General features: G+C 58.6%; 17 protein-coding genes. 5 read left to right on the top strand and 12 right to left on the bottom strand.

The features are described from left to right. The first annotated feature begins 68 nt into the window (after window positions 1-68). Window positions 69-1,394 carry a sigma 54-interacting transcriptional regulator gene (locus ACI77H_RS22415; RefSeq protein ID WP_407013894.1) on the top strand — a complete coding sequence of 442 codons (1,326 nt, stop codon included), beginning with the start codon at window positions 69-71 and terminating at the stop codon, window positions 1,392-1,394. Between the two features lie 68 nt (window positions 1,395-1,462). Here the strand turns inward: ACI77H_RS22415 and ACI77H_RS22410 are convergent, their stop codons facing one another. From ACI77H_RS22410 to ACI77H_RS22370, 9 genes are all read right to left on the bottom strand, one after another. Beyond that, window positions 1,463-2,743, bottom strand: coding sequence for a hypothetical protein (locus tag ACI77H_RS22410; RefSeq protein WP_407013893.1), 1,281 nt, complete (start codon window positions 2,741-2,743; stop codon window positions 1,463-1,465). Between the two features lie 45 nt (window positions 2,744-2,788). Continuing rightward, the gene (locus ACI77H_RS22405; protein WP_407013892.1) at window positions 2,789-3,529 is read right to left on the bottom strand and encodes a hypothetical protein; all 741 of its coding nucleotides are present in this window, start codon (window positions 3,527-3,529) and stop codon (window positions 2,789-2,791) included. A gap of 33 nt (window positions 3,530-3,562) precedes the next feature. Then, complete coding sequence (locus ACI77H_RS22400) at window positions 3,563-4,243, bottom strand: C39 family peptidase (protein ID WP_407013891.1); 681 nt, start codon at window positions 4,241-4,243, stop codon at window positions 3,563-3,565. A 63-nt stretch (window positions 4,244-4,306) separates the two neighbouring features. Continuing rightward, window positions 4,307-5,614, bottom strand: coding sequence for a heme utilization protein (locus ACI77H_RS22395; RefSeq protein WP_407013890.1), 1,308 nt, complete (start codon window positions 5,612-5,614; stop codon window positions 4,307-4,309). A gap of 52 nt (window positions 5,615-5,666) precedes the next feature. Next, complete coding sequence (locus ACI77H_RS22390) at window positions 5,667-6,239, bottom strand: adhesin (protein ID WP_407013889.1); 573 nt, start codon at window positions 6,237-6,239, stop codon at window positions 5,667-5,669. 1 nt (window position 6,240) lies between these two features. Further along, a complete protein-coding gene (locus ACI77H_RS22385) occupies window positions 6,241-6,663 on the bottom strand; it encodes a hypothetical protein (RefSeq protein ID WP_407013888.1) in 423 nt (140 codons plus the stop codon). 355 nt (window positions 6,664-7,018) lie between these two features. Further along, the gene (locus tag ACI77H_RS22380; protein ID WP_407013887.1) at window positions 7,019-7,543 is read right to left on the bottom strand and encodes an AAA family ATPase; all 525 of its coding nucleotides are present in this window, start codon (window positions 7,541-7,543) and stop codon (window positions 7,019-7,021) included. Next, a complete protein-coding gene (gene pnuC / locus ACI77H_RS22375; protein WP_407013886.1) occupies window positions 7,540-8,103 on the bottom strand; it encodes a nicotinamide riboside transporter PnuC in 564 nt (187 codons plus the stop codon). The genes ACI77H_RS22380 and pnuC overlap by 4 nt, the downstream gene beginning before the upstream one ends. A 171-nt stretch (window positions 8,104-8,274) precedes the next feature. Next, window positions 8,275-9,909: a methyl-accepting chemotaxis protein gene (locus tag ACI77H_RS22370; protein ID WP_407013885.1), complete on the bottom strand. Its 1,635-nt coding sequence runs from the start codon at window positions 9,907-9,909 to the stop codon at window positions 8,275-8,277. A gap of 293 nt (window positions 9,910-10,202) precedes the next feature. Here ACI77H_RS22370 and ACI77H_RS22365 point away from each other — a divergent pair, with 293 nt between their 5' ends. After that, window positions 10,203-11,033, top strand: coding sequence for an undecaprenyl-diphosphate phosphatase (locus ACI77H_RS22365; protein WP_407013884.1), 831 nt, complete (start codon window positions 10,203-10,205; stop codon window positions 11,031-11,033). Then, window positions 11,030-11,455, top strand: coding sequence for a DUF1294 domain-containing protein (locus ACI77H_RS22360; protein ID WP_407013883.1), 426 nt, complete (start codon window positions 11,030-11,032; stop codon window positions 11,453-11,455). The genes ACI77H_RS22365 and ACI77H_RS22360 overlap by 4 nt, the downstream gene beginning before the upstream one ends. Here ACI77H_RS22360 and ACI77H_RS22355 read toward each other — a convergent pair. Further along, window positions 11,452-11,811 carry an MmcQ/YjbR family DNA-binding protein gene (locus tag ACI77H_RS22355; protein ID WP_407013882.1) on the bottom strand — a complete coding sequence of 120 codons (360 nt, stop codon included), beginning with the start codon at window positions 11,809-11,811 and terminating at the stop codon, window positions 11,452-11,454. The genes ACI77H_RS22360 and ACI77H_RS22355 overlap by 4 nt on opposite strands. After that, on the bottom strand, window positions 11,808-12,716 hold the full coding sequence (locus tag ACI77H_RS22350; RefSeq protein ID WP_407013881.1) for a LysR substrate-binding domain-containing protein: 909 nt from the start codon (window positions 12,714-12,716) through the stop codon (window positions 11,808-11,810). Before ACI77H_RS22350 ends, ACI77H_RS22355 begins: the two co-directional genes overlap by 4 nt. Before the next feature lie 129 nt (window positions 12,717-12,845). Here ACI77H_RS22350 and ACI77H_RS22345 point away from each other — a divergent pair, with 129 nt between their 5' ends. After that, window positions 12,846-13,457, top strand: coding sequence for an FMN-dependent NADH-azoreductase (locus tag ACI77H_RS22345; protein ID WP_407013880.1), 612 nt, complete (start codon window positions 12,846-12,848; stop codon window positions 13,455-13,457). A gap of 257 nt (window positions 13,458-13,714) precedes the next feature. Next, a complete protein-coding gene (locus tag ACI77H_RS22340) occupies window positions 13,715-14,752 on the top strand; it encodes an alpha/beta hydrolase family protein (RefSeq protein ID WP_407013879.1) in 1,038 nt (345 codons plus the stop codon). Between the two features lie 77 nt (window positions 14,753-14,829). Here ACI77H_RS22340 and ACI77H_RS22335 read toward each other — a convergent pair whose 3' ends face one another. Beyond that, window positions 14,830-16,020, bottom strand: a complete 1,191-nt coding sequence (locus ACI77H_RS22335; protein ID WP_407013878.1) for an MFS transporter — start codon at window positions 16,018-16,020, stop codon at window positions 14,830-14,832. Window positions 16,021-16,107 lie beyond the last annotated feature (87 nt).

Here is a 16,107-nt window from a genome sequence, read left to right as displayed (position 1 = left end):
TTACAGCCAGATCCGCCAAATGATTGTTTTTAATAAATTTTCCTAATATTTGGCGTCAAGGAACAGTCATGATCGAAACGCCTGCGTTACGACGTCTGTTAGTAGTGGACCCTTGCGACGACTGTCATCGCCTGCTGCCAGGTCTGCGTTCTGTAGGTTGGGACGTTGATAGCTGTACGCTGGAAAATGCCGCCGACCGTACTTGCGACGTCGGCCTGTTGCGGCTCCAGCCTTTTCATCTGGAACGACCCGATGCCGTCAAGGAACTGATCAGCCGCAGCGGCACCGAGTGGATCGCCGTGCTCAACCAGGAAGTCCTGCGGCTGCAAAATGTCGGGGACTTTGTCTGCGAATGGTTTTTCGATTTCCACACCTTGCCGTTCGATGTATCCCGGGTCCAGGTAACGCTGGGCCGGGCGTTCGGCATGGCGCGCTTGCGTGGCCAGGGCACGGTTCATATCGATCAACCCGAACACGAGCTGCTCGGTGACAGCAAACCGATTCGTGAATTGCGCAAACTGCTGAGCAAACTGGCGCCGACTGAATCACCGGTACTGATTCGCGGTGAGAGCGGGACCGGTAAAGAGCTGGTCGCCCGAACACTGCACCGACAATCCCAGCGCCACAGCAAACCTTTTGTCGCGATCAATTGTGGTGCGATTCCCGAACACTTGATTCAGTCCGAATTGTTTGGCCACGAGAAGGGCGCCTTTACCGGCGCCCATCAGCGTAAGGTCGGACGGATCGAAGCGGCCAATGGCGGCACCCTGTTTCTCGACGAGATCGGTGACCTGCCGCTGGAGCTGCAAGCCAACCTGTTGCGTTTCCTCCAGGAAAAACACATCGAACGCGTGGGCGGCAGCCAACCGATACCGGTTGATGTGCGAGTGTTAGCGGCCACCCACGTCGACCTTGAAGCGGCCATTGAGAAGAAACGCTTTCGCGAAGATTTGTATTACCGCCTCAACGTGCTGCAAGTGGTCACCGCGCCGTTGCGGGAGCGGCATGGCGACTTGTCGATGCTGGCCAACCATTTTTCCCATTTCTACAGTCATGAAACCGGGCGTCGTCCGCGCAGTTTCAGCGAAGACGCACTGATTGCCATGGGCAAGCATGACTGGCCGGGCAACGTGCGGGAGCTGGCCAACCGCGTGCGCCGCGGGCTGGTTCTGGCCGAAGGACGGCAGATCGAGGCACGCGACCTGGGGCTGATCAGCCAGCATGCCATCGCTGCACCGATGGGCACTCTCGAAGACTACAAGACCCGCGCCGAACGCCAGGCGTTGTGCGATGTGTTGAACCGCCACAGCGACAACCTGAGTGTCGCCGCCCGGGTGCTGGGCGTGTCGCGGCCAACCTTTTACCGACTGCTGCACAAGCACCAGATCCGCTAGGGCGGGGCGAAACGAAAAGGCCCGCTGCGATGAACTCGCAGCGGGCCTTTTCCATTCAGGTAAAGCGGTTAGAAGTAGTACGGGAATTTCAGGCTGAAGGAAAAATCTGGCGCGTCGTCGGTCAGGCCGATGGCCAGGTTGGGAACGATCGTCAGGTTATCGGAGGCTGCCAGCGTCATGCCGATGTTGAAGTTGGCCGCGTTGTAATCGCTGTTGGAAATCGATTGCCAATCGCCGCCGTCGGGCTTGATCTTGCTCTTGCGGGCGAACTGATCTGTGAACGAGAACGACATACTCATCTTCTCGTTCAAGGCGAACGCAATGCCGGCGCCGACTTGCCAGGAATCGCCCAGTTTCACGTCCCCTTTCACCTTGGAGCCGACCTGAGGGCTGATGTCGCTGAAAGAGTCCTCCATGTTGTAGGTGTAGGCCAGGCTACCGAACAGCACGGCCGGGTCGAAGGTCTTGACCAGCGAGATCCCCGGGGTAATCGACCAGACACCATTGCCGGTAGGCAAGTCCTCGGGTACCGCGAGGTTGTCATTGTTCGGATCTTCGACCAGTTTGATGCCGTAAGGGTCTTTGCCGGTCGGTGCCTTGACGCGCATCGTAAAGACCGCGTCGGGCAGATTGGCCGACTCATCCAGAAACTTGTAAGCAACGCCAACGTTCACGTCACCAATGGTCGGGTCGCGGGTAACGGTTGCGTCGGACGTTACCGGGCCTGCTCCACCGGCACCACCGGAGGAATACGTTGATTCGCGATAAACCACGGGGACGTTAATGTCGAACTGCCAGCGTTGCGCCACGTTGTAGCGGGCGGTCAGGTCCAGCGTCCAGTTGTCAGCCTTGATTCGGTCGAGGTTGATGTTGCCAAGGAAAATCGAGTCCAGTGCCAGAAAGCCATTGAGCGTCAACGCACGTGTATCGAAGTGCGTGTAGGTCAGGCCGGTTTCGACACTGAATTTGCCGCCACCGAAGAAGCCGCTGGCTTCGTCATACAGGTTGGAAACGCTTTGCGCGGGCTCGGAATCATCCTTGAGCGATTGGCCGTAGGAACTGCCAGAGGTTCCCGGCGCGCCGGCCGCCACCGTCTGACCACCCCTGGCCGGTTGGGCAGGGGATTTGGTCAGGCGTTTGGGAGGCGGTGTCGCAGGTGTTTCTTCGACTTGGCGAACGCGCTGCTCGAGGACCATCAGCGCGTTCTGTTGTGCTTCGTAACGCTGTTTCAACTCCATGAGTTCTTGTTTTAGTGCTTCAACCTGGGGATCCGGTGCTGCGTATAGCATTGTTCCCGGTGCCAGGCTACTCAAACAAACGATAGCCCTGAGCGTCAACGATCGGTGCATGGTTAGCCGTCCCTTCTGAGTACATCTGATGAGACTGAGCGTAGATCAGAATCCGAGAGTGCGAAGACCTTTGAGTTGATCCAGGTTGCCATTCAGCGAACTGGTCGACGGCAGGTTATCGCGCAGTACAACGTTGATCGACATTGCGTTGTTGACCTGGTTGCCACCGCCGAGCAAGGTCGCGTTTTGCATAAGCCCACCTTGGGCGAGGCGCTGCGCGATGCTCCCCTGGTTGTTACTGGCCACGATGTTGAGCTGCACGCCCGCGCCGGAAGATGAAATGCTCAGCGCCCCGGCTCCATTGGAATGGGTCAGGGTTGAACCCGCGGCCAACACTTGCCCTTGGTTGTCCATCTGTGGAGCCTGGCCACCTTTCTGGACGTTGAGATTAACGTTGTTGTAAGCGCTGTTGTTGTCGCCCGCAGCGCGCACCACTTGAGTGACGCCCTGGGTCGTGCTCAAACCGTTACCGCCGCTGACGGTACCGGTGCCCTGAGAAACCGCCGAGCCATTACCCGTCTGGTCGATCATCGACACATAGAACTGTGGCTTGATGGTTGTTTGCTGAATTTGCATCGAGGACGTTGCCCCGATCACTTGGCCATTGGCATTTTGCCAAGTGCTGGTCATGACAATCCCGAAACTGACGATCCGTCCCGGCATGACATAGCGGCCTCGCAGGCTCGCCAGCTCTTGATCATTCAGTTCGATGGGTTTCAGTATCTGTGCCTGGGTTGGCAGGCTGGCGGCCAGGCAGACTACGGCCAGCCAGATTGGAGTCTTCATTGGATGCTCCCGGAGCGTCGTGCTCCATTGTTATTAGAAGAAGTCGCTTCGGATAAATCCGAAGTCCAACAACTCTGCGTCTTGCACCGGGCTGAAGGTGTTGATGCGATTCTTGGCGGTCAGTGGCAGGGGTGGGTCGAGCAGCGCATTGGCTTTGTCATAGCCCTGGCCAATGACGGCAAAGATGATGCCGTTCCAGCCTTTGACAAAGTCGTCGACTTTGAAACGTTTATGACCCAGTACCGGGTCTCCGATATAGACCCAGCCGTTTTGGACTTTTTGCAGCACTACAAAATGTTTGTAGCCACGGATATCCAGGAGTACTACGACCGGAATTTTGATATCGCTCAACGTTTCAGCCGCTACCCGGTAGCCACGGGCCCGCATGCCGATACTTTCCACGTAACGCTTCATGTCGAGCATGGAGAAGCCCTGGACGCGGACAACGTCTTGATCGGCGTGTGCCAGCATGCCTTCGATGATCTGATCTTCATTCACGTCCAGCCAATAGGCCTGGCGCAAGATGGTCGCCAGCGCAGCTGCGCCGCAACTGAAGTCGGTTTTCTGTTGTACCAGGTCGGCAAATTTACGCTCGCGTACGCTCTGGATCGGCTTGTATATCACCGCGCCACCCGGCAGGACGGAAAGCGGCATTTGTGCCGCCTCTATCACACTGGCCACGCAAAGCAAAACTACCAAGGCGATAATGCGCATGGTGGGACGCCCTCTGGTTGTGTTGAAAAAAGGCCCCCGTGAGGGGGCCTCCAGAGTCGGCCATCAGAACGATTGGTTGGAAATGGCCAGCGAGTTGCTTTGTTGGTTGCCCACACCGGCAGCCACGTTCACGCCGAGGTTGCCGCTGCCGCCATTCACCGAACCACTCAGGGTTGCAGTGTTGGTCACAGGGTTTGCCCAGCCATTTGGGGTCAGGATTTGATAGGAAACGGTGTTGCTCAAATCCCATGTATTGCTTTCGCTGTAGCCCTTCACTTCGTGTTTGGTAGAAGCGGACGATTTCTCGCCTGATTTCTCGTACGAAGAGTCAAACGATTTTGTAAACGAGGAATCGAACGCTTTTTCGAACGAAGAATCGGTCGATTTTGAGTGCTCTGTATCGACAGATGCATTCAGCGATGCATTAAGCGATGCGTCGAACGAAGCGCTGTGGGTACGATCTCCATGGCCATAATTAACGGTAACGGATTTTGAACCATCCGCCGCTGCTTCCAGGGACGCGATTACAGAAGCATGGCTGGTAGCGCTGTTATCGGTGCTTTTTGAACCGCTTGCATCGAAATGATTGGTCCCGCTGGCGTCATAACTGCTGGCACCGCTCTTAGCCCAGTTGCTGGAAGCGCTTTTATCAATGTTCAACTCGGAGTTATGGCTGAAAGAAGCACTACCGGTATTGGTTGTGGTCAACGTCACCGTAGCCAGGGTGATGTTCTGATCCGCCCTGTTGTTCACTACCAGACCAGGACCGTTTTGATCGGCAGAGGCGGTAGCTGTTGCGTTGCCGAGCGGAGCATTGGAGTTGGCAATTGCCATGGTGTTTTTCTGTTGGTTAAGGTCGCCACCAGCAATGTTGATCCCCATGTTGCCGTTGCCGCCATTGCCCGACTGGCTCATCACGGCAGAGGCTGTGGTGTTGTAATTGTCGACCTTGTTATTGTTGCTGTACTGCTTGACGGTGGCAGTGGCAGTGGCAACGCCGAACACGAAGGAGTTATCGAGAGCGGAGGTGGCGCCAGCGTTCGCGATGGCAGCCGCGTTGTCCTGTTGGTTGCCGTCGCCTGCCGCGACGTTGATACCGACGTTGCCGTCGGCGCCTGTGGCAGAGCCGCTCATCTCGGCCTTGTTAATAGTCCCTTGGTTAAGGATGCGATTGCCGGTACTTCTCTGTTTGTCGTTGGCATTGGCAGTCGCGTAGACAGAGATTTTGGTTGGAGGAGGGGTGTGTTGACCGTTGTTATTATGGCCATTGTGGTGGTCATCGTGACGACGATCGTTCCCAGCTTGTACAGCAACAGCCATGAGCGCAGCAATTGCGAAAACCAGAGGCTTGAGTGCCATCGAAGGTTTCATGGTGATTCTCCGTACTTATTTTAGGTTAAGTGTTGTAACTACCTTTTTTGGGTCAGTCCGCGACCCGTACGCTCAGGGTATTGGCCATTCGGTTTCCTACCCCGGCGCTCTGATTCAACTGGATCACCCCACGGCTACCGGTGAAAGCCTGGTCACTGGTAGTGACCTGGCGGAGGCCTGGTGCAGAGGCAGTTGGATCGGAGTTGTTGAGCAGCGCCACGTTCTGTTGCATGAGGACGCTGTCGTCGATACTTTGCGGTTGTTTACTGATGCTTATCCGCAGGGCATTGGCTTGCTGGTTGCTGGCACCCGCGCTCTGGTTGACACCCAGTACGCCGTTACCGCGGCTGAAGGAGTCGCCCTGAATGCTGGCTCGAGCATCCATCCTGGGGTCGACCTGCGTATTCAGCCGTTGGCGAATCTGTGTGGTCGCGCTGGCTGCGTCGCCCATGGCGATGGCCCGGGCGTTGGCCTGTTGCTGCTGATCGCCCGCGGCCTGGTTGACCGCGAAATTGCCTTGGTACTGACTACCGGACCCGTTGATGTCGGCGTTATTGATGACGGGAGGTTGAGCAAAGCTCGACCCACTGCAAAGCATGGCGACAATCAGCAGCTTGCGATTCATCTCAACGGCCTCCCGTAATGACGCTCAGACCGCTCAGGCCTTGTTGGACGCTTGAATTGACCAGGTTGGAAATGCCGTTGCCCGAACTTCCCCGTCCGGCGGGGAGGTTGGAAAGCTGGTTTTGAGTGGTGATATTGCCGCCCAGATTGGTGTTGCCTAAATTGACCAGGCGTGTGATGCCTGCACCACTGGCGACGTTGGCAAAATCGCCGTCGTTCAGTTCGTTCGTCTGACTGAGGATTAGCTTGGAGGGGTTGGCATTGACGGTCGTGGGGTTAGGGTCGGGAATCACCGGGGCTTGTACTGCGTTTCGCGTCTGGACATCACGTTTGATAATGATGATGCCGTTGTCAGCCTGGACACTTGAGCCCAATGCACATCCGATCAGGAGGAGGCAGGTAAAGCCGTTATTGAAAGTCCCCACAGCGGCAATTCCTTCTTTTTATGGGCTGGCCCTAGTCAGCGATATGAAGGAGAGAGCGAATGCTGTGCCGTTTTTTGAATTTTGTTTTAATTCAAAGGGTTAAAAAATTTGTCCGGGAGGCCAATGTCGGGGCTGTTTCACGTCTGAGACAGGCGCCAGCGCTTTTGACCAACAAAAGCGGTTGCAATGCTCTAGATCAAGTGTTTTAGCCGAGGTGTATTACGTGCTTAACAGGGGGCGGGCGAAGTTGGTGCAGGCCGTTCAAACGGCCTGTTTTGGGCGGGGCAGGTGTAACAGATTTGGACGCTTTTCCCGCAAAACTGGGGATTTACTGGGTGAACCGCCCTAAAAAAGGTCAGGCTTGCAGCAACAGTGCGACGGCTTGAAGTGCTTGCAGGCGCCGTTCCGCCCATTTTCCCTGTAACACCTGAAGAGGCTGTTGATGGGTCTCCAGCCATGTCAGGGTGGTCTCGAAAAAAGCCTGGCGCTCGCTCAATTCGGGTTGGCATCGCTGGCCATCATCCGTCCACTCGACCTGTTCAGGCGACAGCAACAGGTGCAAATCGTAATGCCGAGCCAACAGCGCTTGCTCAATCCATGGCGGGCAATCGCCAAACAGCGTCTGGCTCCAGAGAATATTGCTCAGCAAGTGAGTGTCGAGTATCAGCAGCCGTGGCTGCCGGGCGCGGGCCTCGTCCTCCCACTGCAACTGCCCACGGGCAATGACGGGAACATCGGCCAGGCAGGTATCTCGCGGGTTCTGCTCGATGAACCGGCGGACATATTCGTCGACCAGAACCCCGCCGAAACGCGCTTGCAACTCGGCTGCGAGCCAGCTCTTGCCGCTGGATTCGGGACCGGTGAGGACCAGGACTTTCATCGGCGCAAGGCCGGATCGGCACGCCATTCCCGCCAGCCTTGCACGGCGATCAGGGTAAACAACGCATAGAGCCCGGCAGTCAGGTACATGCCCTTATAAATGAAGAGCCCAACGAAAATCACGTCCAGGGTGATCCATAACGGCCAACATTGAACGCGCTTTTGCGCCATCCAGACCTGCGCCACCAGGCTGAAGCCAGTCAACGCCGCATCGAGCCAGGGTTGGGCGGCATCGGTCCAGTGCGCCATGGCCGCGCCGAGCAACAGACTGCCGAGGGCTCCGATGACCAGACTTGTCGCAATCGATTTGCCCCCGAGTTGGCTGACTTGTCGCCCTTGCCGCGCATCCCCCGCGCGCGTCCACTGCCACCATCCATAGAGCTGCAACGCTGCGTAGATCACCTGCAAGAGCATGTCCGAATACAGCTTCACTTCAAAAAAGACCCAGCTGTAAAGCGACACCATGACCAGGCCGATCGGCCAGCACCAGGGGTTCTGTTTGACCGTCAACCAGACGGCAATGACACCGAGGGCGGCGGCAAACAGTTCAAGCCCGGACATGGAGGTTCCTTGGAGGAGAAAAAGAGGGGGGCGGATTGTACCCGGATTGTGGCGATGAGGCTGCGCTGGCAGTGGAGAATGCTCCCGCTGACTTGTAGGAGCCCGGCTTGCCGGCGATGGTGATTTCATGGTCGCCATCGCTGCGGTGCGGTGATCCGACAGGCCTGGCGCCTACACGCGAAATTGCTTGAGCAACCCGTTCAACTGTTCACTCAAATCCTTGAGGTGGGCGCTGGCCACGCTCGACTGTTCCGCCGCCAGCGCCGTGCTGTGGGACAAACCGGCCGCCTGGGTCACATTCTGGTTGATGTCTTCGACCACATGGGCCTGTTGCAGAGTGGCGCTGGCAATGGACGCGTTCAACCCGTTGAGATTGCGCAGTGCCTGGCCAATGGCATTCAGGCTTGCACCGGCGAGGCCGGCCTGTTCGATGGTCACTTGCGAGGCGCGGCTGCTGTCGCCGATCACCTTGACCGCCGCTTCGGAGTGGCTTTGCAGGCGTTCGATCATCGCCTGGATCTCGGCAGTGGACTTCTGCGTGCGCTGAGCCAGCAGGCGCACTTCATCGGCGACGACGGCAAACCCGCGACCTTGCTCACCGGCACGGGCGGCTTCGATGGCCGCGTTGAGGGCCAGCAGGTTGGTTTGCTCGGCGATGGAACGGATCACTTCCAGTACGCTGCCGATCTGAGTGCTTTCGGCGGCGAGGGTGCGGATGACCTCCACGGCCTGATCAATCGTCGAAGACAGTTTGTCGATTTGTTGCAGGCTGCTGTCGATGTTGACCTGGCCCTGCTGCGCCTGAGACTCGGCATCGCGCATTTCACTGGCGGCATGTTCGGCGTTCTTCGCCACGTCCTGCACGCCATAGGTCACTTCATTGATGGCCGTGGCCACCAGTTCCATCTGTTGCGATTGCTGCTGGCTGCGTTGCTGAGCCTCGACGGCGTCGTTGCCCAGTTCGCTGGACGACTGGCCCAGGGCACTGGCGGACACCTGCAATTCACCAATCACCCGCCGCAGCTTGGCGGTGAACGCGTTGAAATGGTGTGCCAGCTGCGTGACTTCGTCCTGGCCATGGGTGTCGAGGCTACGCGTCAGATCGCTCTCGCCGCTGGCGATGTTGGCCATGGCGTTCACGGTGTCCTGCAGCGGGCGGACGATGCTGCGGGCAATCAGGATCACCAGCAACGCCATGATGGCGGCGATCACCAGCCCTACAACGGACGCCTTCCAGACCTGGCCCATAAACTCGGCTTGCATGTCATCGATGTACACGCCCGAGCCGATCACCCAGCCCCACGGTTCGAAGAGTTTGACGTAGGAGGTTTTGGCGACCGGCTCGCTGGCGCCCGGTTTCGGCCAACGATAGTCGATCGCACCGGCGCCCTTGGCCTTGGCGAGGGCGACCATTTCATTGAACAGCGCAAACCCGTCCGGGTCGCGGATCGCCGAGAGGTTCTGGCCATCGAGTTTCAGGTTGGCCGGGTGCATGATCATCACTGGCGTCAGGTCGTTGATCCAGAAGTAATCGTTCTGGTCATAGCGCAGGCCGCGAACGGCAGTCAGCGCTTGTTTTTGCGCGGCCTCGCGCGTCAGCGTGCCGGCGGTTTCGAGCCCGTGGTAGTAGGTCAGAATGCCGCTGGCCGTCTGCACGACGTGCTGGGTTTTCTGCGCCTTGGCGTGATAGAGGTCCTCGTGAATCTGTTTGAGCATCAACACGCCCAACGTCAAAAGCATCATGACGGCCACGATCAAAATCAGCCACAGACGTCGGCTGATCGACATATTGCGCAAGCTGTTCATAACGCGGTCACTCCTGTTTCTTTTTCTTGTAATAAACGACGGCCAGCATCCAACCACACTTTGCCAATCGGGCATATCCGACCCAAGTCCAATAACGTGGCAGCGTTATTCAGCCTTGTCTGATAGGATTTCGGCCCCGCACGGAAAAACCTGAATCCACGTCGATTTTTCACGGGATTTTTACGGTTCCGTCTGGATTCTGTGCGCGTCGGGCTGCAGCTACGCTGATCGCAGTCAATGTTTTGAAAAATATTAACGGGGCATGCGGTAGCGCATCGCTTTTTGGGGGATTGATGGATCTTTGGACTGCCTTCCAGGCATTGATACTTGGCGTTGTAGAAGGGCTGACGGAGTTTTTGCCCATTTCCAGTACCGGACACCAGATCATCGTGGCCGACCTGCTCAATTTCGGCGGCGAGCGGGCCATGGCATTCAACATCATTATTCAGCTTGGGGCGATCCTCGCGGTGGTGTGGGAATTTCGCCGCAAGATTTTCGATGTCGTCATCGGTTTGCCGACGCAGCCCGGCGCCCGACGCTTTACCGCCAACCTGCTGATTGCCTTTATGCCGGCTGTGGTCCTGGGGGTGGTTTTCGCCGACCTGATCCACCATTACCTGTTTAACCCGATTACCGTCGCCACCGCATTGGTCGTGGGCGGCATCGTGATGTTGTGGGCAGAGCAGCGTCAGCATGAAGTGCATGCCGAAACCGTTGACGAGATCACCTGGAAAGATGCCTTGAAAGTCGGTTTCGCCCAGTGCCTGGCCATGATTCCGGGCACCTCGCGTTCAGGCTCGACAATTATTGGCGGTTTGCTGTTCGGGCTGTCGCGCAAGACGGCCACCGAGTTTTCGTTTTTCCTGGCGATGCCGACCATGGTCGGCGCGGCGGTGTACTCGGGTTACAAATACCGCGACCTGTTCGTCCCGGCGGACTTCCCGGTGTTCGCCATCGGCTTCGTCACCGCGTTCATTTTCGCAATGATTGCCGTCAGGGGCTTGCTCAAGTTCATCGCCAGCCACAGCTACGCGGCGTTCGCCTGGTATCGCATCGCTTTCGGCCTGCTCATTCTCGCCACGTGGCAGTTTGGCTGGGTTGACTGGACCGCCGCCAAGCCATGAATGACGCCAGCGCACGCAACAATCCCGGAGGCCGGTCCGGCGGCGGGATCCAGAACCCACGGCTGAAATTGCTGGTGTTCGCGATGGTGTGTGCGCTGCCGTTGTTCGGCTCGATGTCGTTCTGGTTGCGAGGGATTTCTCTGGTGCCCCTGGCAGCCTACGGCATCGTCAGCGTGCTGGCGTTCTTCCTTTATTGGAGCGACAAACGCAAGGCCCGCACCGACCGCTGGCGTACACCGGAGAATGTGTTGCATGCGGTGGAACTCGCTGGCGGCTGGCCGGGCGCCTTGCTCGCGCAGCAGGTGTTTCGACACAAGACCCGCAAAGTGTCGTTTCAGTTGCTGTTCTGGGTGATCGTGCTGCTGCATCAAGTGTTCTGGATCGATCAACTGTTCCTCGGCGCCAATCTGGCGCTGCTTTAAAGCAGCAGCCCGACCTGCGTGCGTTTGGGCAGTTTGCGCACCACCAGTTGATGAGAACGTTGCAGCAGCCCTTGCAGTTCTTCGCTACCCAGCGGGTAGGGCGTTGGCATGATGATCCACTGGGCCCGCGCCAGATACGGCGCCGGATGAATCCCCGGGCGGTCGCAATGCCCCAGAAACAGATCCTTGTCGACCTTGAACGCCAATGAGTCGCCACGCAGGTTTTGCAGGGCGAACATCTTGTTCCCGGCAATCGAAAACACCCGCACGCCTCCCCATTTGTAATCTTCCCGCGCCCCCGGCAACGCGAGACAGAATTGCGCGACGTCCTCTTCGCTCATACGCCCAGCCTTCATATCAGTCGGTCCCCACAGGCATTGAATGATTCGATCAAATGGTCGAGCCAGGCGCGAACGGCCGGCATCACCCCGCGCCGATGAGGGTAGACCGCTTGCAGCCAGCCGCCAGGTAAAGACCAGTCCGGCAGCAATTGCACCAGCGCGCCGCTTGCCAATTCCTCTTCGCAATACATCATCGGCAGCATGGTAAAGCCCTGGCCGGCGAGGGTGCAGGCCCTGCGCACGATAAAGTCATCGATGCCCAGTCGTGCCTCGAGGGCGAGTTCATGACTTTTACCCTGTTGGTCGAGCATACGGATGTGCACCATGCGGTCCGCTTCAAGTGCGCCGAGCACCGGCAAGCCCTTGAGGTCCTCGGGGTGATTGATCTGCCGGCCATGCAGAAAATCCGGGCTGGCAACCATCAGCATCTGCGCCTGTCGCAGGCGCCGGGTGACCAGCAGCGGGTCTTCATCACCCGGCTCGCGAACTCGCAGCGCGACGTCGACGCCCTCGGTCACCAAGTCAACCCGGCGGTTTACCAGCATGACCTCCAGTTGAACATGGGGGTATTTCTCGAGGAATTTGCTGATCACCGTCGGCAACATTTCGTGAGCCAGCCCGACGGGGGCGGACACCCGCAAGCGTCCGCGAGGTTCACTGGACATGCTGGCCACGGCCTCATCGGCCATCTCGGCTTCCAGCAACATCGCCTGACAGTGGCGCAAATAGCGCTCGCCCACTGCCGTTAACTTAAGTTGCCGGGTGGTGCGTTGCAGCAGGCGCGCACCCAGGCGTTCTTCGAGTTCGGCGATGCGGCGTGACAACCGCGACTTGGGAATCCCCAGCAAACGCCCGGCTGCCGCGAAACCGCCGGCTTCGACCACCTTGGCGAAGTAGTAGAGGTCATTGAGGTCTTGCATGGTTTGAACTCGATTGTTCTATCAGTGAGACGAACTATCGCATTGTTGCGGTCTAATCAGCTATTGGTTTCGTCTGTAGGATTGTCTCCATCAGATCGCCCCGTGGCGATCCTCACCTGGAGATCCCACATGAAACTACTGCATATCGATTCGAGCATTCTTGGTGACAACTCGGCTTCCCGTCAGCTGAGCAGCGAAGTCGTCAACGCCTGGAAAACCGCCGAGCCGACCGCCGTCGTGACTTACCGCGACCTGGCCAGCGATGCCATCAGCCACTTCTCCGCCACGACCCTGGTCGCCGCCGGCACCACCGCTGAACTGCGCAACGCCGCGCAGCAGCACGAAGCTGAATTGAGCGCTTCGACGCTGGCCGAATTCCTCGCCGCCGATGCCGTCGTCATCGCAGCACCGATGTACAACTTCACTATCCCGACCCAACTTAAGGCCTGGATTGACCGTATCGCCGTTGCCGGTCAGACCTTCCGTTACACCGAAGCCGGCCCTGAAGGTCTGTGCGGTGGCAAGAAAGTCGTGATCGTTTCGACTTCCGGCGGTTTGCATGCCGGTCAGGCGTCCGGTGTTGCGCACGAAGAGTATTTGAAGTTGCTGTTCGGCTTCCTCGGGATCACCGACATCGAGTTCGTCCGTGCTGAAGGCCTGGCGTACGGTGACGAAGTGCGCACCAAAGCCATGAGCGATGCCCGCACGCAAATCAGCGAGCAACTGTTCGCCGTCGCGTAAGGCTTGCGTAAAGGTTTAAATCAGCTCGGGCAACACCCCAAAAAACTCTGTATTCTGATCCCGCAAGGTCAGATACGGAGTTTTTTGTTTCTGAACATTGCGCAATCTTTCATGTTGTGGCCCAGGTTATGCAGTCGAGGGTTTAACGTCCCCGTTCTGTAACGACCTTGCTGGCCGCAAATGCGGGTACAAGGCCGCTTCCTCGGCAGTCGATGGAGAACGGGCTTCCCGGTCAAGTAACAAAGGTGGGGCATCCCATGGTGCGTCTTTGTGCAACGTTACTGATTTGCCTGCTCAGCAGCCTGAATTCAGTGCACGCCGCGCCTGCGCCGCATCCTCACTGGAGCGTCGGTTTCCATGAGATGAGTTTTCTCGACCCGCTGGACCTGCAACCGATGCGCGCCATCGCGTTCTACCCCTCCAGCGACCGCGAACACTCCAGCAAACTCGAGGGCTACACGGTCGAAGCGGGCGAAGACACCCGCGTCGCCATTGGCCGCTTCCCGATGCTGATGTTGTCCCACGGCAACACCGGAACCCCGCTGGCCCTGCACGACCTCGCCACCTCGCTGGCGCGCAAGGGTTTTGTCGTGGTGGCGGTGATTCATCCCGGCGATAACTCGAAAGACCACAGTCGCCTCGGCACCTTGAGCAACCTGTACGGACGGCCGATCCAGATTTCCGAAGCCATTACCGCGACGCTGGGCGACCGCATGCTCGCGCCGTTCGTCAATGCCGATCAGGTGGGGGTAATCGGTTATTCGGCCGGTGGGGAGACGGCGCTGATTCTGTCGGGCGCGACGCCGGATCTGGATCGACTGCGTCGCTATTGCCAGGAGCGTCCGGACGACCGTGATGCTTGCAACACCCAAGGCGAATTGATCGTCGACCGTGATGACTTGCAGCCGGTGGCGGATCCACGGGTTCACGCGCTGTTGCTGATGGCGCCGTTGAGCCTGAAGTTCGGCCGTCATACCCTGGCCGACGTGCATGTGCCGGTGCTGCTGTACAGCGGTGACGGCGATAAACTGGTGGCCTTCGACAAAAATGCCGCCGCACTGGCGCGCAAACTGCCGACGGCACCGGACTTCAAGTTACTGGCCGGGGCAGGGCACTTCGTGTTCATGGCGCCGTGCAACGAAGAACAGATCGCGGCGATGCCGGCGCTGTGCACCGATGCCGACGGTGTCGATCGCGAGGACATCCACCGCAACATGATTTCCGAAGCTGGACGCTTCTTCTCCCACGCATTGGGCAAACCGACCCGCGCCGGCATGCAAACCGCCGATCAATAGGGTTCACGCACCCCGTGTGGGAGCTGGCTTGCCGGCGATGGCGCCCTCGAAATCGCCATCGCCGCTAATCCGGGCTCCTACAGGGTTAGTGCGCGGCGTTTCAGTAACAGAGTCAGCGCCAGGCCGGTAATCGACAACATTGCCGCACTGAAGAAAATCCACGAATACCCCAGGTTCAACGCCACCGCGCCCATCAGCGGTCCGGCAATCGCCAGCGCCAGATCGAAAAACACCGCATAAGCACTCAAACCCGCGCCCCGACTGGAGTTGGGTACCTGTTTGATGGCTTCCACCCCCAGCGCGGGGTACACCAGCGACAAGCCAAACCCGGCCAGACCCGCGCCGATCAGCGCAAAACCGGTCGACGGCGCGAGCCACAGCAGCACCAGGCCCGCTGTTTCAATGCTCATGCAGACAATCGCCGAAGTGAACCCACCAAAACGGCTGATGCTCGAAATGAACAGCAGTCGCGCCAGAATGAAGCACACGCCGAACACCGTCAGGCAGTACGCGGCGCCGGTCCAGCCACGGTTGACGTAATACAGGGTAATAAAGGTGGTCAACGTGCCGTGGCCGATTGACGCCAGGCTCAAACTCGCGCCGAACGGCGCAATACGCCCGAACACCGCCCAGAAGGGCAGACGCTCGCCGCGAACCACCGGCACCGAGGGTTTGTTGCGGATCAGCAGCAGCGCTAACGCGGCCAGCGCCGACAGCGCGATCCCGAGGCTGGCAAAGCCGTATTCCGCCACCATCACCACGCCGAGCGGTGCGCCAATCGCAATGGCCCCGTAGGATGCGATGCCATTCCACGAGATCGAACGCGCGGTGTGTTCCGCACCGACCTGGCCCATGCACCAACTGATGGTGCCCACGCCGATCAAGCCCTGTGCGATGCCCAGCAACAAGCGGCCGGCGATCAGGATCAACAGGCTCGTCAGCGGAAAGCTTTGCAGCAGTGTCGACAGCAACGTCAGCGCGCCGCTCAAGACAATCCCCGACAACCCGTAAACAATCGAGCGTTTGGTGCCGATGCTGTCCGACATGCGCCCGGCCATCGGACGGCTGAGCAGGGTGGCGAGGTATTGCGAACCAATGGTCAACCCGGCCACGACCGCACTGAAACCGAGCTGCTCGTGGACATAACCTGGCAACACCGCAATCGGCAGGCCGATGCAGAGGAAGGCAATAAAGGTATAGAAAACGATGGAGACGATCTGCAGGGTGATCGCCATGGAGCTTTGCGGTGGCAGTTGCGGCGCAGACATAGGGCTCGTTCGCGGGCGGCGGTGGGAGAACTGCATCATGGCGCGGGTGTGGAATAAAAGAAAGCAGGCTAACTACTTTCTCCAGAC

It is taken from the genome of Pseudomonas sp. O230 (assembly GCF_045447035.1).
Lineage (GTDB): Bacteria > Pseudomonadota > Gammaproteobacteria > Pseudomonadales > Pseudomonadaceae > Aquipseudomonas.
Note: the sequence above shows the minus strand (reverse complement) of the source record. Positions and strands in the feature narration are given on the sequence as shown.